Below are 20098 nucleotides of genomic sequence, written 5' to 3' on the forward strand. Positions count from 1 at the left end.
GCAACTCACGCTTTCAACTCATCAACGGATGTCACACCGATCTGGGCCATTGTGATGCTGAATTCATCGCTCAGAACATCCCAAAGCTGTTGCAGGCCAGCCTCGCCTGCGGCGGCCATGGCGAACTGCATAGCACGGCCAAAGAACACGAAATCCGCACCGGCGATCAGGGCTTTGACCGCATCCTCGCCGGACCGCAGCCCGCTGTCGTAGAACACCGGATATTTCGCGCCCACTGCGGCGCGAATATCCTGCAGCGCCGCAAAGGCGGCCGGGGCGCTGTCCAATTGCCGCGCACCGTGGCTTGAGACCTGAACGGCGTCCGCTCCGGCCGATTTCACGGCCAGCGCATCCTGCGGGTCCAGCACGCCCTTGACCACCAGATTGCCGGGCCAGACATCGCGCAGGCGGGCCAACGTATCCCATGTCGCCTTTGCCCGGCTTTCGGTGCGGTCAAAGTCGTATCCGTCCATCAGAAAATTGGCCATCTCAGGCTTACCGGCCAGCAAAGTGGCAAGCGACCACCTTGGATGCAAAGCAAAATCAACAAACTGGCGCGGGCCGATCCGAAAGGGCATCTTGAACCCGTGGCGCAGTTCTCGTGGGCGGCGTCCCACTTCGGGAACATCCACGGTCAGCACCAGCGTTTCATATCCAGCGGCGCGGGCGCGGTCGACCAGCTTGAAGGCGCCGATGCCGTCGCCGCTGAAGTAAAGCTGAAACCAGGCGTTGCCTTCCGCGACCTCAATCACCTGTTCCATCGGGGTCGAGGCCACGGTGGACACCCCCAGCGGCACCTCATACCGCGCGGCCAGACGGGCCAGCATCAAGTCCGCGCCAGGGGCGGACAGATTGCACATGCCCATTGGCGCGATACCAAACGGGCGCTGCGTGGGTTTACCGAACACGGTGGTCGCCAAAGACCGATTGCTGACATCCCGCAACACGCGCGGGCGCAAGGTCATTGCGTCCAGCGCGGCGCGGTTGCGGGCTGCGCCGACCTCGGCCCCCGCAGCGCCGTCGACATAATCGAACACCATCCACGGCAGACGCCGCCGCGCAAGGCGGCGTGCGTCTTCAGCGCTGTGAATGGCGTTTGCGCCCATCAGGCCTGAACGGCCTTCATAAAGCGGTCGCGAATTACGACCGGGTCCATGGTGATGACCGGCATCTTGGCATTACCACTTTCGCACTTGGCAACGATGATGCTCATCTGCTTGGCATCCAGCGCCTCTTGCAGCACCCGGCCCGTATCTTCGGCCTGGCATTCGATGACGCGGTCGCACCCGGCGGCCTCGGCCATTTTTGCGAGCGAGGTCTTTTGCCCCGCATAAGTCGGCTGATCCCCGGTCGAGCCATAGGAACCATTGTCGACAATCAGCAGAATGTAGTTGTCGGCCACGTTGTTGGCGATGGTCGGCAAGGTGCCCAGATTGGTCAGGATCGAGCCATCCCCGTCGATCACGATCACCGGTTTCGGCTGTGACAGCGCCAGACCCAGACCAATCGACGAGGCCAGCCCCATCGTGCCCAGCATGTAGAAATTGGTCGGCTGATCGTCGATGGCATGCAGTTCCTGGCTGGGGATGCCGATATTGCAGACAACCAGTTGATCACGCAGGATCGGGGCGATTTCTTTCAGGATTTCAGAACGGATCATTGGTCGCCGTAGCCTCCCCAGAAGTTGGCGTCGGTCAGGATGGCGACCGGCTTGTTGCACATGAAGGTGTATTTCAGGATCGCATCCAGTTCTTCCACATCCGACTGGTGGTGGAAGTGATAGGTTGGGATGCTCATCTGCGCCAACAGCGCCTTGGTATGGACGGCCATTTCAACCTGACAGGCAACGGGCTCACGCAGCTCACCACGATACGAGATCAACATGGGCAGCGGCATGCGGTAATACTGGATCAGCGTCGCCAGCGTGTTGATCGTCACCCCGATGGCGGTGTTTTGCATGATGATGGCAGGGCGCTTGCCGCCCATCCAGGCACCGGCACACAGGCCCATGCCTTCGTCTTCCTTGTTCGAGGGGATGTGGAAAATGTCATCATGCGCGTCGATTTCCTCGATCACGCCGGCCAGTTGCTTGCACGGGACGGTGGTCACAAACGAGATATCGTTCGCGACCAGATCATCCGTGATCTTTTTGTCTATGTTCATATCCGGTCTGTCAGTCCTGTTTGGGGCGCCCGGGGCGCGATTGAAAGTTCAGATCCTGCGATGCACATGCACGGCGCAACCGGCATGGCGCACCACGCGCGACGCCGTCGATCCCAGGAAATAATCACTGAGGCCCGGCTTGTGTGAGCCGATGACGATGCAGTCACAATCGTTGTCTTTGGCATAGTCGATAATGGTACGTGCAGTGTGGCCCTTGATGATCTCGGGCGTTACGCCTTCAAGCCCCTCGGTCTTCTCACGCAACAGGCTGGCCGCCGCGCGAAAGCCATCGGCAACGACCCCCTTGTCCAGATAGGCACTGACCGACCCCTGCGGCATCTCATAGACATGCAGCGCGACAATCTCACTGCCTGTTGCCGCCAGCGCGCGGGCCACCTGCAAAGTATGCTGCGAAATACCGTGATCCAGCGCCATGGGAACAAGAATTTTCTTATACATAAATACCTCCGTCTCAGCCGGGCCTATGCCCACGGCGCGAGGATGATTTTAGGGGCGGCAACACCCCCTTTGCGCAAATCGCGAAACGCCCCTGCCCCATCGGACAGCGCCCGCTCCTCAATCCAGTCCAACCCGCCCAAACGGCCATCAAAAAGGGCCTGCGCGGTTTGGCGGAAATCTTCGGCCGTATAGGTATAGGTGCCGATAAATGTGATTTCCTGCAAGGTCATGCGTCGTATGTCCAGACCTCCGGCGTCTTCTCCCAGCCCGACATGCGCGATCACACCGCCCGGCTGAACCAGTACCGAGGCCGTGGCGCGGGTCGTTGAATAACCCACTGCGTCGATCACCAAAGGGAACGACCCGGATGTTTGCGCGACAACGTTTACTGTGCTGGTTTCTTGCAGGTACGCAAGCCGCAAGCCGTTCGGCTCGACGATCACCACATCCTCGACGCCCATGGCATTCAGGGCCAGCGCCGCGGCCAAACCGATTGCCCCGCCCCCAAGAACCAGCGCGCGCCGCTCTGCCGCCGGATGCAAAGCGCCCAACCCCAACCTGACCGCGTGCCAACTTACGGCCAACGGTTCGGCCAATGCGGCCCGGGCAAAAGAAACGTGGTCCGGCACTTTGATCAGGTTGGAGTCGGGCATGGCGATATATTGAGCGAACGCCCCTTCGCGGGGCGGCATTGAGATGATCTGACGGCTCGGGCACAGGTTCTCGCGGCCTGACGCACATGCGCCGCACGCGCCGCAGGTCACCAGAGGATTGATAGTCACGCGCGTCCCGTCGCGCGGCCCACCCACGATGGCGCCTGCCGCCTCATGCCCAAGGATCAGCGGTGCCGGGCGGCGGGCGTCGTGACCCAGATAGGCGTGCATGTCCGAGCCGCAAATGCCTGCGGCCTCGACCCGGATCAGATGTTCCGCGTTATCTGGCGCGACCTCGGGAACATCCCGAAACGCCACCTGTTCCACACCCTCATAGACCAGAGCTTTCATTTCGCCGTGAACCCTCCGTCTACCATCAGCACCTGCCCGGTGACGTAGTCCGAGGCCCTTGAGCACAAAAACAGGATCGGTCCGTCGATATCCTCGAGCCGCCCATTGCGCCGTATGCAGGTCTGGGCGGCATTGCGCGCGGCGCGTTCGGGGTCGTCGAACACGGCCTGCGTCAGCTCGGTCGGGAAAAACCCGGGGCCAATGGCGTTGGCCGTGATCCCATGAGGCGACCAGGCTTCGGCCATGGCGCGGGTCAACTGGCCGATCCCGGCCTTGGTCGCGCCATAGGCGATGCCACCCGGAAACGCGCGGGTTGTCTGCAACGACGCAAAGTTCACGATCCGGCCCCAGCCGCGCTCTTTCATCGCCGGCACCATCGCCTGGCTGAGGAAAAACGGCGCGCTGAGGTTCAGCGCCAGCGTCGCATCCCATCCCTGTTCGGTGACATCATCCGCCGCCTCGCGCGTGTTCACCCCGGCCGCATGTACGACAATATCGGGTGGTCCAAATTTGGAATTAACCTGATTGACCAGCGCCCCGATATGCGACCGGTCGGCCACATCGGCGGTCACGGTGTCGGCGCGCGCGCCGATCTCGTCCTTCAGTTCTGCCAAAGCCTCGGCCCGGCGGGCCACACCCACCACGCGCGCACCGGCTGCGGCCAACACCACAGCCGCGCGGCGGCCAAGGCCCGAACTGGCGCCGGTGATACAGGCCACCCGCCCCGTCAGATCGAAAAGCGCCCGGGGGTCATCCATCTGCGGTCAGGTCGAACTGTTCGTCCGGGAAATACTTGGCCAGACGTACATCGGCAGCGCGGGCGTGCCCCTCCATCCCTTCCAGCCGCGAAATGCGGGCGGTGGCCACAGCGATGGATTTCGATCCCTCCCGCGTGGCGCGCTGCCAGGTGACGATCTTCATGTATTTATGGACGCTCAGCCCGCCAGTATAGCTGGCCGCGCCCGAGGTCGGCAGCACATGGTTGGTGCCAGTCGCTTTGTCACCATAGGATACGGTGGTTTCCTCGCCCAGAAACAGCGAACCATAACAAGTCAGACGGCCCAGCCACCAATCCAGATCCTCGGCCTGAACGGTCAGATGTTCAGGCGCGTAATCGTCCGAGCAGGCCGCCATTTCTTCGCGGTTCGAACAGATGATGACCTCGGCATAGTCGCGCCAGGCGGCAAAAGCGTTTTCGCGGTTCAGCTCGGGCAGATCGTCGATCAGCGCGGGCACCAGCTCCATAACTTTCTGCGCCAGCGCGCGATCATCCGTCACCAGCCAGACGGGCGAATTATACCCGTGTTCCGCCTGGCTGACCAAATCCGTCGCGACCACATGCGCATCCGACGAGGCATCGGCCAGGATCAGGCTGTCTGTGGGGCCGGCGATCATGTCGATGCCGACCTTGCCGTAAAGAATACGCTTGGCCTCGGCCACGAATTGATTGCCGGGGCCGACCAGAATATTCGCACGCGGCAGTCCGAACAGGCCATAGGTCATCGCGGCCACACCCTGCACACCGCCCATGGCCAGAATGCTGTCAGCACCGCAGATATGCGCCGCATAGACAATCGCGGGCGCAACCCCTTCGCCGGGGCGCGGTGGGGAACAGGCTGTGATATGGCGGCACCCGGCCACCTTGGCGGTCGTGACGGTCATGATGGCGCTGGCGATATGGCTATAGCGTCCACCGGGCACATAACATCCCGCCGCATCCACCGGGATGGCCTTCTGACCGGCGACAAAGCCCGGCACAATTTCCATCTCAACATCCGATACGGTCGCCTTTTGCGTCTCCGCGAACCGGCGCACGTTGTCATGGGCGAACCGGATATCTGCCTTCAGCTTTTCCGGAACCAGCGCAATGGCGGCGTCAATCTCGGCCTGCGTCAACAGGACATTGCCATCGTATTTGTCGAATTTGACCGCGTATTCCATCGCCTTGGCATCGCCACCCACTTCGATGTCGGCAAGGATGGTCTTGACCGTCTCATGCACTTCGGAGGCATGGGTCTCCGGGGTCAACGTAGCCTTTTTCAGGTATTCACGAGGCATATTCAGCAGATCCTATTGGTAGATTTCAGGAAGCAGGGTTGTCGATACCGCCGGAACATAGGCGATCAACAAGACCACGATCAGCATGGTTAATACGAAGGGCACAGCGCGGGCGGCAATCTTCAGAATGGACTCGCCGGTAATGCCAGATACGACAAACAGGTTCAGACCCAGCGGCGGCGTGATGAAACCCACGCCCAGCGCAGTGATCATCATGATACAAAACTGAATCTCATTCATGCCGATGTTGTCCGCCAGCGGTTTCAGGATCGGGGCAAGGATCACGATGTTGGGCGTCGTTTCCATCACGCAGCCCGCAGCGATCAGGATGCCGATCATCAGCAGGATCAACAGATAGGGGTCATCCGTCAATGATGTGATCGACGCGACAAATCCCTGCGGCACGCCCATGATCGCCAGCGCCTCGGCCAGAGGGGCCGAGAATGCGATGATCGGCAGGATCACCCCGTTCACCTTGGCCGAACTGACCAACATCGAAGGGAAATCCGCCAGCGACAGCGTGCGCATGATGAACCCCATGACGATGGTGACGACCACGGCGGTCGCGCCCGCCTCGGTCGGGGTCAGACGGCCCGAGAAGATGCCGTAAAAGATGATCCCCGGAACGATGAAAGCGTACCAGCCGGATTTCAGCGCCTTGCCCAGATTGGCCAGCCATTCGCTCATGCTCATCAGACCACCACCTTCGTAGTGGTAGAGACGGTTCATGATGATATTGGTCACAAGGATCGACACCAGAATGGCCAACCCCGGGATCAGCGCAGCCAGAAACAAGGTCGAGGCGGAAATTCCCAGCACCAGACCGATGATGATATAAGCGATCGACGGCGGGATCAGGATACCGGTACAGGCCCCCGCCGCGACCAGCGCGCAGGCATAAGGGCGGGGATAGCCGCTTTCGACCAGCCGGTTGATGGTCATGCGCCCCACAGCAGCAGCGCCCGCCGCGTCAGAGCCTGAGATGGCCGCGAACATGCCGCAAACGAGAACCGTGGCTGACCCAAACCCGCCTTTGGCGAAACAGGTCAGCGCCTCGGCCACGTCCAGAAATTTGCGCGACAACCCGGTGCGCACGAGAACGTCGCCCGTCAGGATGAATAGTGGCACCGCAGTCAGAGCAAAGGCATCGATGCCGGTGAACAGGCTTTCGCCCACAAGGCTGAGCGGCAGGTCGCCCGACATGACCAGCATGACGATTGCAGCGGTGCCAATCGCGGCCCAGACCGGTACGGCCAGTGCGATGAGACCGACAAACATGATCACGGGCAGATAGAAATCCCAGCCCAGTTCAACGGTTTGATTGAGGGAACCCCAGAGCATCCTGTTTCTCCTCAGTCAAACAATTTGTCGCCTTCGAAAACGGGGGTGCCGTCACGAAGGGATTTCAGATCACGCATGAACGATTGGATCAGACGCCAGATCATCAGGGCAAACCCGGTGGGCACCGCCATCAGGAACCAGACCTTGGAGACCCGCAGCCCGTCCGTCACTGACCCGAACTTGGCCGAGACGTGAACCGCCTCATAGGACCAATAAAGCGCGATGACCGCCACGACGAACATCACCAGATCGCCAAAGATATAGAGCAGCGCCTTGGGGCGTGGACCAAGGTAATGCATGATCACGTCGATGCGGATATGCGCACGTTCCTTGACCGCCGCTGCGGCCCCGATCCACGCAAGGTAGATGAAGGAATAGCGGACGATTTCCTCACCCCAGATTGAGGAAAAGGCAAAGATTTCTCGCCGCAGGACCTCGATGGCCATCGTGATGACCAGCATCACGTAGAACACCAGCAGCAACCAGCGCTCAGCGTTTCGGTCTATTTTTTGAAAAATGGTCATCACTTCCCTCGGCGAAAGAACAGTCAGGCCAAAGCCTTCTGCATTGGGCCCTTTCAGGCCTGACTGTGAGTGGTAATACCGGGCGCCGGATCAACGTCCGTCAAAGCGGCATCACGCGTCGTGGACGTAGTATTTGCCCTGCGTACCGGCTGCTTCGACCAGCTTCTCAAAGTTGTCCATCGACCCGGCCAGTTCCATTTTGAACGGGTCCCAATCAGAATTCTGGTACCCGCCGGCGTCCTGCCATTCGGCCAGTTGATCATCGCTGAGCGAATGGAACTCGACCCCGGCCTTGTTCAATTCGGCCATGGCATAGGCCCGCGCCGAAGGCACTTTGGACAGGTTCTGGTGGCTGGTCATTTCCGCGCCCCACATGATGCCTTCCTGCACGTCGGCGGGCATGGAATTGAACCATTCCAGGTTACAGGAATAGACCTGACTGTCCGGCACGGCCTGGGTAAAGGTCACATGGCTGAGGATATCCTTGAAGCCGAACACATACAGCGCGCCGACGGACGGGTCGAGCGCATCGGCCACACCCTGTTTGATCGCAGACGGCGTCTCACCCCATGCCACCGGTGTCGGGTTCGCACCAGCCATCCGGTAATATTGCTGCAACATCTTCGAACCCGGCACGCGGAACTTGACGCCGCTCATGTCAGACGGGGTGATGATGGCGTTTCCGCCCTGGCGTACGGCAACGACACGCGGGTCGATCACAACATAGAACAGGGCCTTGAACCCGGCGGCTTCGACCTTGGGGTGGACTTCGTTTTTCCAGGTGTCGGAATGCACCAGATTGGTGAAGCGCTGATTAGAGCCACACAGATACGGCATGTTGATCAGGTCAACGGTCGAGGCAAACGGCGCAAAATTCGACAATGAATGCTGCGCGGCCTGAATCGTACCGCCCTGAACCTTTTGCACCAATGCGCCACCCGCGCCCAGCTGACCACCGGGGGCCAGCTTGACATAGACCTTGCCGTTCGTGGCGTTCTGGATGTTCTCTTTCAGATCAAGCTGCATGATCGGATAGCTGCGCGACGCGCCCAGCACATAGGCTGTTGCGATCGTCATCACATGATCCGCCGACTGTTCGCGCTCACGCTCTTCCTTGGCGGTCTGCGCGGCGGCCTCAGATGACCAAAGGACACCCCCCGCCCCTGCAACCAGCGCGGCGGTGAACGCACCCCCGGCACTGAGTTTCAGAAAATTGCGTCGCTCCGCTGACGCAAGTTCGTGTCTGTCGTCGTTCATCAATTGCCCTCCCAAGCAAAAAAGTCAGCTGTCACTTTCTGCGTCGCGGTCAGCTTCCTTTTTCAGAATTGCGACAACGAACAGGATCGACGCCGCGAACAGAACCAACATCTCTCCTACGTCCCCAAGAAACGCACTGCCCGCAAATGCACCTAAAGCCACGTTTGCAAAGTAGATGACAAACACGATGGTGGATGCAGCCAGAAACATCTTTTGGGTCCCCTTTTAGATTCGGTTCGATGTCATTTGTAAGCGCTTACATGAAAAATGCAAGCGCTTACATTGCTGCTTTCCTTGAAGCACAGATAGGTTTAGACTTATAGGCAAAAGCAAATAACAGGTTTGATAATGTCGAAACTTCGATCCGCGCCCACGCTGGATGATGTGGCCAGAATGGCTGGCGTTTCGACGGCGACCGTGTCGCGCTGTCTGAACAACCCCGACCGGGTGGTCGACGCGACGCGAGAACGCGTTCTGTCGGCGGTCGATACGCTGGGGTACACGCCGAATTTCGCCGCGCGCGTTATGGCCGCCAAGCGGACATCGACGATCGGCGCAATCATTCCCACCATGGAGAACGCGATTTTCGCCCGTGGCCTTCAGGCGTTTCAGGAAGAGCTGCACAAACACGGGTACACTTTGCTGGTTTCAAGTTCAGCCTATAAACCCGAGATTGAGGAAGAACAGATCCGCACGCTGGTTGCGCGCGGCGCAGACGGTCTGCTGCTGATCGGGCATGATCGCGACCGGAAAATCCATGACGACCTTGAGCGGCGCAAAATCCCGGTGCTGGTCGCATGGTCCTTTTTGCCGGATGCGCGGGTGCCCTCTGTCGGCTTTGACAACCGCGCGGCGATGTTCGAACTGGCCCACCGCGTGATCGAACTGGGTCATAGGCGGATCGGCGTGATTTCCGGTGTCAGCGCAGGCAATGATCGCGCCCGCCATAGGATCGAAGGTATTCAGGACGCCGCCCGGCAGAACGGCCTGTTGTCGTCGGATGTCATGATGCTTGAAACCCCCTATGAAATCGAAAACGGGGCCGAGGCGTTTTCAAAACTGATGTCGCAGGACGCGCCGCCCACGGCGATCCTGTGCGGCAACGATGTGCTGGCCGTAGGCGCATTGCACCGGGCGCGGGAAATGGGGTTGCGGGTGCCCGATGATGTATCCATCACCGGGTTTGACGATATCGAACTGGCCCGGATCGCCACCCCTGCGCTGACAACCGTACATGTGCCGCATCGGGAAATGGGCCGCCGGGCCGCGCTGGAACTGGTTGGAATGCTGGAAAATCAGACACAGGGCACCGGCACGCGGCTGGCCACGCATATTGTCGAGCGTCAATCCCTTGGCCCGCCAGCCAAGGCCTAAGCGGCGTCTGCGTCCATGGTGCGAAAATCGTCTTTCAGCCAGCTATGGCTTGTGCACATCGGGTCGGTGAAATGCTGCCGGATCAGCTTTGTCATGACCTTCTGGATCAGCTTCGAGGTCGTCTCGGGGTATACTTCGGTTGTGAACAGGGACACCGTTCGCACAAAATTTCGACCCGGGAACGGAATGGCCCGGACGCTGTCATGGAACCTTTGGGCGCGGTGGAAACAGGCGGCGGTTGTGATAGCCCAGCCGCTGCCTTCGGCGACCAGACCGATAATCGAATGGTTGCACTCCATCTCGAACCGATTGGGCAGATTGTATTTGCTGCGGGTCAGTTGAATTTCGATCTGCTTGCCGATCATGTAATCCCGCGAATAGCGCAATAGGGGCAATTCCGCATCGGGGCTCAACAGGTCTTCGGGTGCGCCTTGATACGAATTCGGCAGGATCACGATAAACGGGTCGCGCATCAGCGGGTATTCAATCAGCCCCTCGGTCCGTTCCGACGGGCGGGTAGCGACGCCCGCGTCCAGTTTATGTTCCTGCAGGTTGGCTATGATCTCATGGCTGGGGCGGGTGTAATGCCGGAAACTGCATCGCGGCAGGGCTTGCGCCAGAAAGCGGAACAGGTCCGGCGCGATCTGATTGTCGAAATCGTCAATCAGCGCCAGCCGCAGGTCTGTGGCGTGCTGCCAGTTGCCCGACCGGATCTCGGCCTCGCCCCGTTTCAATACCGTCAGTCCATCTCGGACATAGCGCGCAAAGACCTCTCCGGCGGGCGTCAGACCCATGGGGCGACGCCCATGATCGACCAGTTCGATGCCCAGCGCCCCCTCAAGACTGCGCAGATGGTTCGAGACGGTGCTGATCGACAGCCCGGTTTCGGACGCGACCTGCTGGATCGAGCCCGACTTGGCGACAAGCCGGAAGACTTCTAACCAGCGAAGGCTCAGAGATTTCGACACCGGGCACACCCATTGTTTCGATTTCTTCGAAATGAACCAAGCAAAGTTTTTGACGGGCGGCAATGGAGAATTTGAACCGATGTGCGGAAATCACGCCTTCATTCGTGCAAATTCCGGGTCATAAGGGGATGGGGGAATAACCGTCGCGCGCAGGCACTGACCGCAGGAATCCAACTCCATCTCTGCCGCGATATGGGCCAGGTCGGGCACCACAAACCCATGCGCCAGGTTCAGGCCCGTGCGATGGCCCCAATCGCCGGATGTGATCGTGCCCACGACCTGCCCGCCCCGCATCAAGGAGGCCCCCGGATGCGCAGGTCGCTGCGCCGACTGAACCTGCAGCACAACCAGCTTTTTGCGCGGGCCATCCGTCAGTCTTTTCCGCAAGGCGTCGCGCCCGATGAAATCGCCCTTGTCCAGCGTTACAAACCGGTCAAGGCCGGTTTCAAACGGATCAAATTCGGTGATCAGATCGGCTTTCCAATGCAGAAAGCTTTTTTCCATACGCATGGATTCGACCGCGCGCGCGCCAAACAGTTTCAAACCATGCGCTGCACCCGCCTGCCGCAACGCCAGATACGCCGCATAGAGCGAGGCGTTGGGAACATGGATTTCATAAGCCAGCTCGCCCGAGAAACTGACACCCATGACCGTGGCTGGCGCGATTCCGACGAAGCACTCGCGCAGGCTGAGCCACGGGAAGGCAGCGGCGGACCAGTCGCCGCGCGCACAGTCCGACAGAACATCGCGCGCCCTGGGCCCAGCGAGGATCAGGATGGTCTGATTGTTTGTCAGGCTGCGCAGTTGCACATCCTCGTCGGCCTGCAAATGCTGGGTCAGCCAGTCCATATCGTGCAACTCGCTTGCGGCAGCGGACCCGTACCAGATGCGTGCAGGCCCCCGGTCACTGGCGGGCAGGTTGGCAACGGTCGCCTCGGCCTTGACCATACCGTGATGGTTCAGCAGATAACCCAGCCCCACCCGGCCATCGCGGCGGGCGACGGTGCCGCAAAACATCCGGTCCAGAAAAGCGTGCCGATCCGCGCCCGTAATCTCGATCCGGTTGAACCCATTCACCTCGGCCAGCCCAACACCCGTTTGCACATTGGCCACCTCGGCCGCGATCACATCGAATGTTCCGTCAAAATCGAAACTGAGCGTGGGTGAGAAATCCGGCGTGGGCTTGATGTACTCTACCCTCTCCCACCCGTTGACCACGGTGAATTCAGCCCCCTCTGCCGCCAGAACAGGCGTCAGAGGCGTCGTTTTTGCCGGTCGTCCGGCGGGGCGGTGCTCATGCGGAAAATGAAAGCGGAATTCGTTCTGATAGTCCTCGATCGCCTTCAGGGCCGTAAGCTCTGTATTCGCATGGCCTGCGAACCGGCGCGGGTCCAGGCACCAGGTGTCATAACACGCCTCGCCATGCACGATCTGTTGGGCCAGCAGCCAGCCGTGGCCGCCGCCCTCACCCAGCCCCGCGCGCAGGCCGATGATGCAAAAGGCATTGCGTTTACCGGGGATCGGCCCGACCAAAGGCGCGCCGTCGATTGTATAGGTGATCGGGCCGTTGACGACCGTATGGACCCCGACATCCAACAGCGCGGGCATCCGGGCAAAGGCCCCTTCCAGCACGTCGGTCACCCGGTCCAGATCGTCGGGGCACAAGGCGTTGACGAAATTCGGGTCGATCCCGTCCATGCCCCATGTCTTGCAATCCTGTTCGTAAAACCCCAGCAACAATCCGTTCTTTTCCTGCCGGCAATAATAGTCGCTGATCGGGCACCGCAGCAGCGGCATCCTGTGGCCGGCATCCCGAATGGCGGGAATTTCTTCGGTCAGGAAATACTGATGCTCCATCGACGCGACCGGGTGATGCACCCCCATCATCGCGCCCACTTCGTTCACCCGGTACCCGCAGGCATTCACCACGATGTCACAATCTATGTCCCCACGTTCGGTGTGAACGGTCCATGTGTCGTCACTGTGCTGGGTCAGGTTGGTGACAGGCGTATGGCGATAGACCTCGGCCCCTGCTTTCCGCGCCCGGCGGGCCAACGCCTGACACAGCTGCGCGGGGTCGATATCCCCATCCAACGGGTCCCACAGCCCGCCGATCAGGTTCTCGGTCGATATCAGCGGGTGGCGGCGGGCGCATTCCTGGGCGTCGATCACCTCGAAATGCACGTCCATCCCGCGCGCCATCGACGTGAAATGGTGGTAACCCTGCATCTGTGCCTGCGTGTTGGCCAGACGAATGCCGCCGTCCCCGTGGTGGTAGTTGATCGGATAATCCGGATCTTCGGCCAGTTCCTTATACAGCCGGATCGAGTGCGTTTTCAGGCCCACCATCGTCTGGTTCATCCCAAAATTCGTCACCTGCGCCGCAGAATGCCATGTGGTCCCCGAGGTCAGCTCGTCCCGTTCGACCAGAACCACATCTGTCCAGCCCTCTTGCGTCAGATGGTACAGCGTTGAACATCCGGCGATCCCGCCGCCGATCACAACAACTCTGGTACGCGACTTCATTGGTTCTGCTCCCTCTGGTCCGGAACAAGTCTTGCGGAAGAACGGGTTGAGCGGACAACAGGGGTGTTGACTGTATTGGAAAATCGAAACTGCGATTGAGGATTCTGAAATTCGCAATTCGCCTTTGCCGCGGGATTGAATTGCCGCTTACGGTTCCCGAAACATACGCGGGAAAGGAAAGGGATGCCCTCGGACAGTGGCAAACGAAGCGGTCGGCGGGCGCGGCACGCGCAACGCGCAGCCAAACCTGTGATCGACCCCTGCCCGCCCGGCCAGACCGGCGGCGCGTTCAAACCGCTGACCCACCCCGAGATCGAACAGATCTATGAAACCGCCCTGCGCCTGCTGGACTCGCTTGGTATGGGCAATGTCCCGGATCGGCTGGCAACCGACCTGCGGGCGGCAGGCGCACAACCGGGTGAACAGGATCGGCTGCTGTTTCCGCGCCGGATGGTAGAGCACGCGATCCACACGGCCGCCCAGACATTCACCTTTCACGGCCGGGACAAGACACGCTCAATCCAGGTGGGCGGTGACCGGGTGTTCTTTGGCACCGGCGGCGCGGCCGTGCAGACGTTGGATATGGACACTGGCCTTTACCGCCCGTCCACGCTGATCGATCTGCATGATTTCACCCGGTTGCAGGACACGCTGGCCAATGTCAGCTGGTTCACCCGCTGCTGTGTGGCCACCGACCTGCCCGACGTGTTCGATCTGGACGTCAACACGGTCTATGCGCTGGTGCGTAACACGACCAAGCCGGTGGCCACCTCGTTCACGCTGGCGCAACATGTCGCCCCGATTGTCGAGATGCTGGATCTCGTGGCCGGAGGGCCGGGGGACTTTTCCAAACGCCCCTTTCTGAAGGCGCATATCAGCCCGGTGATCTCTCCGCTGCGCTATGGTGAGGATGCGGTGGATGTCGTCTATGAATGCATCGCCCACAATATCCCCATGTCCTGCATTACCGCCGCGCAGGCAGGGGCGACCGCCCCGGCGACATTGGCCGGATTTCTGGCGCAATCGCTGGCCGAAACACTGGCCAGCCTGGTGATGGTCAACACGATCCGGCCCGGATTTCCGATGGTGTTTTCCAACTGGCCCTTCATCGTGGATCTGCGCACCGGTTCCTTTGCCGGGGGCAGTGGCGAAACCGCCATCCTGAACGCCGCCTCGGCGCAGATCACCAATTGGCTGGGCCTGCCTTCGGGCGTGGCTGCGTCGATGACCGACGCCAAGGCGATTGACGCGCAATATGGTGCGGAAAAAGGCATGACATCGCTTGCCGCCGCCCTTGCCGGGGGCAACCTGATCTATGAAAGCTCGGGCATGACCGCGTCGTTGCTGGGGGCCAGTTTCGAGGCCTTCGTACTGGACAATGAGATGCACTCACACACCTATCGCGCCCTGCGCGGGATTGAGGTGAGCGAGGAAAACCTGGGCTTCGATGCGATCTGCCAATCGGTTCTGGGCGATGGTCATTTCCTTGGCAGCGCCCATACCTATGCCGCGATGGAGCGGGATTATTTCTACCCCGCCATTGCCGACCGGGACGCGCCGCGCACATGGGAAATGGCAGGTGCGACCGACGCCTGGTCCGCCGCGCGCGACAAGGCCAAAGAGGTGCTGGCCACCCATTATCCGACCTATCTGACCAAGGCGCAGGACGCAGAAATCCGCAGGCGCTTTCGCATCCTGACCTGAGCAAGCCAAACCATTCCCAAGTTCCAAATCTGCCGCTAGGCTCGCGTGGGACACAAGCAGAAGATGGGGCACATATGACCAATTCGTTTTTTCAGCCGGTTTCAGCAATGGAACTTGCCCGCTTTGCCGGCATTCCCACCTTCATGCGCCTGCCCGGCCTGACACCGGATCATGAGCGCATCGCCGAGGTCGAGGTTGGTCTGGTCGGTATCCCCTGGGATGGCGGCACCACAAACCGCCCCGGTGCGCGGCATGGGCCGCGACAGCTGCGAGACTATTCGACCATGATCCGGACGATGAACCCGGTCACCGGCGTTGCGCCGTTCTCGTTGGTCAATTGCGCCGATCTGGGGGATGTCGCGCCCAATCCCGTCGATATTCAGGACACCCTGAACCGGGTGACCCGTTTCTACGTGGATCTGCATAATCGCGGCGTTGCCCCGTTGACTGCCGGAGGCGACCACCTGACAACCCTGCCGGTGCTGCGGGCGCTGGCGCAGTCCGGTCCGCTGGGGCTGATCCAGTTCGACAGTCACACCGATCTGTTCGACAGTTATTTCGGCGGCCACAAGCTGACCCATGGCACCCCCTTCCGCCGCGCGGTCGAAGAGGGGCTGGTCGACCCCAAACGCTTTGTCCAGATCGGCATTCGCGGCACCGCCTATAATAATGAAGACGTCGAATGGGGCGAGGCGCAGGGCATCCGCATAATCCGCATCGAAGAACTGTTCGACCGGGGCATCACCGATGTCATGACCGAAGTGCGTGGCATCGTCGGCACCGCGCCGACCTATTGCACCTATGATATAGACTTCGTCGATCCGACCTATGCCCCCGGCACCGGCACCCCGGAAATTGGCGGGCCGAACAGTTTTCAGGCGCAGCAGGTCATCCGCCAGATGTCCGGCATCAATCTTGTTGGCGCCGATCTGGTCGAGGTCTCACCGCCGTTCGACGCAAACGGAGGAACCGCGTGGCTGGGCATCTCGCTGATGTTCGAACTGCTGTGTATTCTGGCGCAGGCAGTGGACGCGCGGCGGCCTTAGTCCGGGCCGACGTTTTCAGCGATCATCGAGATCATCTCGAACATCACCGCCGCAGCCGTCAGGGCGGTGATGTTGTTGGGGCTGTCCTTGGTGGGCATCATGCAGACCACATCCCCGCCCACGATGTTCAACCCGCGCGCCGCCCGCAGAATGCCCACCGCTTCGTCGATGTCGAACCCTTTTTCGCCCGGTTCAAGATTGGATACCGCCGGAGCGACTGTCGGGTCGAGGCAATCCAGATCAAAGGTGATATAGACCGGGCGATCCCCCAAAATTTCGCGCGTTTGCGCCACCACATCCTCTAACCCGCGCTGGCGGAACTCGCGCATCGTGACGATGTTGTAGCCGTAGTCATACGAGGGTTGCAGCCAGTCCAGACTGCGGGGGTGCCCCCGCAACCCGATCTGCATCGACCGCGTCGGGTCAACCAGCCCCTGATCCGCCAGATATGCCCCCCAATGGGCTGCCGACTTTTTGGCCCCCAGAAAATGGTCGACCTTGGTGAACACATCCGTATGTGCGTCCAGATGCAAGAAGCTGACCGGTTCTCCGCCCGCCAACTGGCCACGGCCCAAAGCCTGCACGATCCCGCCGGTGATCGAATGATCACCACCGATGGAAACCGGGCGCGCACCTGCCGCGTCGATATCGCGGTAGAATTTGGTAATCCGCTCGATACAGTCTTCGTTGTCATTGGCGCGGGGGAACGGCACATCGCCCACATCGGCAATCTGTGTGCTGGTCCACGGGTCGATCTCGAACACCGAATGGACCCGCCGCTGCACGGCCGAAACATGGCGCAGGGCGCGCGGGCCCAGATGCTGATCCCGCTCAGTCGTGCCATTGCCCGCTGAATGCGGCACGCCAACCAATGCGATATCCTGTCCTTCGGGCCCGACATTCGGGCAGCGGAACAGGGTGGGCACACCCCACCAATAAAGGTTGTCCATCATGGATTGTTCGTAACGGTCAGTCATTGTCTTCCCCGGTCAAAGAAAAACGCCCCCGGCGGCAACCGGGGGCGTGTGTGTTCAGATTTTCTCGTCTTCTCGCCGGAAGGCACCTTGCACGATCCGGTCCATGACCATCGCCAGGAACAGGATGGCAAAGCCGCCCAGCAGCCCCGGCCCCTTGGCGGCGTATTGCAGCGCCTCAAGGATTTCCTTGCCCAGACCGCCGCCGCCGATCAGCGAGATGATCACCACCATCGACAGGCACATCAGGATGGTCTGGTTCACACCCGTCATGATCGACGGCAGGGCCAGCGGGATTTCCACATCCTTCAGCAACTGCCACTTGGATGCCCCAAAGGCCACGGCGGCCTCTTTGATGCTGTCGGGCACCCCGCGCATACCCAGCGCGGTCAACCGGATAACCGGCGGCATACCAAAGATGATCGTAGCCAGAATGCCCGGCGGGTTCCCGGTGCCGAAAAAGGCGATGATCGGGATCAGATAGACAAAGGCCGGTAGTGTCTGCATCAGGTCCAGCACCGGTTCTGCCGCGCGATAAGCGCGTTTGGATTTGCCGAACCAGATGCCAAGCGGGATGCCGAATACCACACACAGCAAGACCGCCGCACCGACCAGCGCCACCGTCTCCATCGCCACGTCCCAATAGCCCAGCAAAGCGATGTATGCCAACGACGAAGCGGTGAAGATCGCCACACGCGGTCCCGCCGCGCGCCATGCGGTCACGCAAATCACCAGCATCACAACCGGCCAGGGCGACCCGATCAGCGCAATCGTCAGCGCATCCAGAACCGTCCTGACACCGCCCACGATACCGTCGAATACATCGCCACCGGCAACCGCAGCCGCATCAATCTGCGCCTCCATCCAGTTTGCAAGGTTTGAGAATATCGTCCCGCCGCCTTCGCCCAGAATAAGCGCTGAGACCTCTTTTTCCGGAAACGCATCCAGCATAGCAATCGAGGCATTGGCGGTGAACTTGTAGATGATCAGCGGTGCAATCGCCGCGACCAGCACGGCACCCAAGACCGTATTGCGCGTCGATCGGTCGCTTTCCGTACTACCGGGGTCAATACGCCATTTCGAATACTGCTTTTCATATACCCGGTCCGCATAAAACCCCTGCGCCAGCTTGAACACCAGCAGCATCAGCAAGCCGGTGATCATGATCCCCACCGCCTCGGACTGTGCGGCTGCGGCTTTTTCGAAACTGGCATCAGCGGCCTTCTGGATGTTTGCCGCCAGTTTGGTGAACCGGTCGATATCCGCCTTTTCCGTGGCGTCGGTCGCACGGCCCAACAGTTCTTCTGCGCGGGCCTGCTGACGTTCGGCGCGATCAGCCAGATCGGCCCCAGGATTGCCCCATGCGCCGCGTCCAATCTGAACCCAGGCGATGATTTCAAGGATCAGAAAGGTCCAGAACATCCCCCAGATGGCGCGGGACGCTGACCAGAATGGCCCCAGCACCGCCGCCCACAGGTTAAACGTGTTGGGCATCGGGCTGGTGGCATCATGAATTTTATGGAACGCGTTGACATAATAATCACCGTTCACCCCGGTGAATTCATGGATCGAACGATCCAGCGCCTCGCGGTCGACCTCGATATCCGAGGCGGCGGTGACTTTCACTTCGGTGGTTGCATCAGTCATTTTTGCCCCCCTGAATACCACGCAACAGACGCGGCTTTGTCACGACGCCGACGTCGCTGCCTGAATCCGTGATGATGACCGGAAGGTCCGTATTCACGGCCAGATCAATCAATTGGTCCAGATCGGCACCTTCATCAGCACGCGGTGCGTCCTCGGTCGGGCCGGAGTAACTGTCCAGCGGTTCCATGATCGAATGCGCCTTGACCAGCTTCAGTTTCGAGATGCCCTGTACGAATTCGCGCACATAATCATCGGCCGGGTTCATGACGATGTCTTCGGGCGTGCCAATCTGCACGATGACGCCATCCTTCATGATCGCAATGCGGTGGCCAATGCGGATGGCCTCGTCCAGATCATGGGTGATGAACAGCGTCGTCTTTTGCAACTGCGCAACCAGCGCCTTGAACTGATCCTGCAATTGCAGGCGGATCAGCGGGTCAAGGGCCGAGAACGGTTCGTCCATCAACAGGATTTCCGGATCCGAGGCCAACGCGCGGGCAATCCCCACCCGCTGCTGCATACCACCCGACAGCTCTTTGGGCAGGCGGTCCTCGTACCCGGTCAGGTCCACAAGACCCAAAGCATGATCAGACACCGCCCAGCGCTTGGATTTTGAGACTTTGCGGATTTCCAGCGGATAAGCCACGTTGTCGCGGACCGAGCGGTGCGGCATCAGCGCCATATGCTGGAACACCATCCCGATCTGCTGCGCCCGGATGCGGCGCAGTTCGGCCTCGGAAATCTTGGAAACGTCGTGCCCCAGAATTTCGATCTTTCCTGCGGTCGGCTCGATCAGGCGGTTGATATGGCGTACAAGGGTCGATTTGCCCGAACCCGACAGGCCCATGATACAGAAAATCTCACCCCGTGGGACCTCGAACGAAGCCCCCTGCACACCCACGACGCAATTGAATCTCTCCAGAACCTCGGGCTTGCCAATACCTTCGTTCCGCACTGCGGTCATGGCTTCTTCGGCCCGTGCGCCAAAAATCTTCCAGACATCCGTCAGCTTAACAACTGTTTCGGTCATACTTGTCCCTTTGATGCAGAACA

19 protein-coding genes are annotated in these 20098 nt (G+C 60.4%); 3 read left to right on the top strand and 16 right to left on the bottom strand.

The features are described from left to right. Positions 1–5 precede the first annotated feature (5 nt). The 11 genes from JT51_RS05440 to JT51_RS05490 all read right to left on the bottom strand — a co-directional run bounded on the left by JT51_RS05440 (position 6) and on the right by JT51_RS05490 (position 9016). A complete protein-coding gene (locus JT51_RS05440) occupies positions 6–1106 on the bottom strand; it encodes an alpha-hydroxy acid oxidase (protein ID WP_037308757.1) in 1101 nt (366 codons plus the stop codon). After that, positions 1106–1660, bottom strand: a complete 555-nt coding sequence (gene comE / locus JT51_RS05445) for a sulfopyruvate decarboxylase subunit beta (RefSeq protein ID WP_037308760.1) — start codon at positions 1658–1660, stop codon at positions 1106–1108. Before comE ends, JT51_RS05440 begins: the two co-directional genes overlap by 1 nt. After that, complete coding sequence (comD, locus tag JT51_RS05450; protein WP_037308762.1) at positions 1657–2163, bottom strand: sulfopyruvate decarboxylase subunit alpha; 507 nt, start codon at positions 2161–2163, stop codon at positions 1657–1659. Before comD ends, comE begins: the two co-directional genes overlap by 4 nt. A gap of 48 nt (positions 2164–2211) precedes the next feature. Further along, the gene (locus JT51_RS05455) at positions 2212–2622 is read right to left on the bottom strand and encodes a universal stress protein (RefSeq protein WP_037308763.1); all 411 of its coding nucleotides are present in this window, start codon (positions 2620–2622) and stop codon (positions 2212–2214) included. Positions 2623–2645: 23 nt separating this feature from the next. After that, positions 2646–3626, bottom strand: a complete 981-nt coding sequence (locus JT51_RS05460) for an alcohol dehydrogenase catalytic domain-containing protein (protein ID WP_037308765.1) — start codon at positions 3624–3626, stop codon at positions 2646–2648. Then, positions 3623–4384: an SDR family NAD(P)-dependent oxidoreductase gene (locus JT51_RS05465; protein ID WP_037308768.1), complete on the bottom strand. Its 762-nt coding sequence runs from the start codon at positions 4382–4384 to the stop codon at positions 3623–3625. Before JT51_RS05465 ends, JT51_RS05460 begins: the two co-directional genes overlap by 4 nt. Further along, complete coding sequence (gene hisD, locus JT51_RS05470; protein ID WP_037308770.1) at positions 4377–5684, bottom strand: histidinol dehydrogenase; 1308 nt, start codon at positions 5682–5684, stop codon at positions 4377–4379. The genes JT51_RS05465 and hisD overlap by 8 nt, the downstream gene beginning before the upstream one ends. A 12-nt stretch (positions 5685–5696) precedes the next feature. Further along, entirely contained in the window at positions 5697–7025 is a 1329-nt protein-coding gene (locus JT51_RS05475; RefSeq protein WP_037308772.1) for a TRAP transporter large permease, read from the bottom strand. A gap of 11 nt (positions 7026–7036) precedes the next feature. After that, positions 7037–7549, bottom strand: a complete 513-nt coding sequence (locus JT51_RS05480; protein WP_037308775.1) for a TRAP transporter small permease — start codon at positions 7547–7549, stop codon at positions 7037–7039. A 111-nt stretch (positions 7550–7660) separates the two neighbouring features. Beyond that, complete coding sequence (locus JT51_RS05485; protein ID WP_037308777.1) at positions 7661–8806, bottom strand: TRAP transporter substrate-binding protein; 1146 nt, start codon at positions 8804–8806, stop codon at positions 7661–7663. Positions 8807–8830: 24 nt separating this feature from the next. Continuing rightward, positions 8831–9016, bottom strand: coding sequence for a hypothetical protein (locus JT51_RS05490; RefSeq protein WP_037308779.1), 186 nt, complete (start codon positions 9014–9016; stop codon positions 8831–8833). Positions 9017–9154: 138 nt separating this feature from the next. On the opposite strand from JT51_RS05490, the gene JT51_RS05495 reads away from it, so the two are divergent. Then, the gene (locus JT51_RS05495; protein ID WP_037308782.1) at positions 9155–10180 is read left to right on the top strand and encodes a LacI family DNA-binding transcriptional regulator; all 1026 of its coding nucleotides are present in this window, start codon (positions 9155–9157) and stop codon (positions 10178–10180) included. Here the strand turns inward: JT51_RS05495 and JT51_RS05500 are convergent. Both JT51_RS05500 and JT51_RS05505 read right to left on the bottom strand, forming a co-directional pair. Beyond that, complete coding sequence (locus JT51_RS05500; RefSeq protein ID WP_037309551.1) at positions 10177–11148, bottom strand: LysR family transcriptional regulator; 972 nt, start codon at positions 11146–11148, stop codon at positions 10177–10179. The genes JT51_RS05495 and JT51_RS05500 overlap by 4 nt on opposite strands. Positions 11149–11238: 90 nt before the next feature. Next, positions 11239–13674, bottom strand: coding sequence for a GcvT family protein (locus tag JT51_RS05505; protein ID WP_037308784.1), 2436 nt, complete (start codon positions 13672–13674; stop codon positions 11239–11241). A 183-nt stretch (positions 13675–13857) separates the two neighbouring features. Here JT51_RS05505 and JT51_RS05510 point away from each other — a divergent pair, with 183 nt between their 5' ends. Next, complete coding sequence (locus tag JT51_RS05510; RefSeq protein WP_037308785.1) at positions 13858–15378, top strand: trimethylamine methyltransferase family protein; 1521 nt, start codon at positions 13858–13860, stop codon at positions 15376–15378. 74 nt (positions 15379–15452) lie between these two features. After that, entirely contained in the window at positions 15453–16424 is a 972-nt protein-coding gene (locus JT51_RS05515) for an agmatinase (protein WP_037308786.1), read from the top strand. On the opposite strand, the gene JT51_RS05520 is transcribed toward JT51_RS05515, so the two are convergent. The 3 genes from JT51_RS05520 to JT51_RS05530 are packed head-to-tail and all read right to left on the bottom strand — an operon-like array spanning position 16421 to position 20075. Continuing rightward, the gene (locus tag JT51_RS05520) at positions 16421–17401 is read right to left on the bottom strand and encodes an arginase family protein (RefSeq protein WP_037308787.1); all 981 of its coding nucleotides are present in this window, start codon (positions 17399–17401) and stop codon (positions 16421–16423) included. The two genes, JT51_RS05515 and JT51_RS05520, sit on opposite strands and share 4 nt — an antisense overlap. Before the next feature lie 54 nt (positions 17402–17455). Continuing rightward, positions 17456–19045, bottom strand: coding sequence for an ABC transporter permease (locus JT51_RS05525; RefSeq protein WP_037308789.1), 1590 nt, complete (start codon positions 19043–19045; stop codon positions 17456–17458). Further along, positions 19038–20075 (bottom strand): quaternary amine ABC transporter ATP-binding protein, encoded by a 1038-nt coding sequence (locus tag JT51_RS05530; protein WP_037308790.1) that lies wholly within the window; start codon positions 20073–20075, stop codon positions 19038–19040. Before JT51_RS05530 ends, JT51_RS05525 begins: the two co-directional genes overlap by 8 nt. Positions 20076–20098 lie beyond the last annotated feature (23 nt).

This window comes from Ruegeria halocynthiae (genome assembly GCF_000743705.1).
In the GTDB taxonomy this organism is placed as follows: domain Bacteria; phylum Pseudomonadota; class Alphaproteobacteria; order Rhodobacterales; family Rhodobacteraceae; genus Ruegeria; species Ruegeria halocynthiae_B.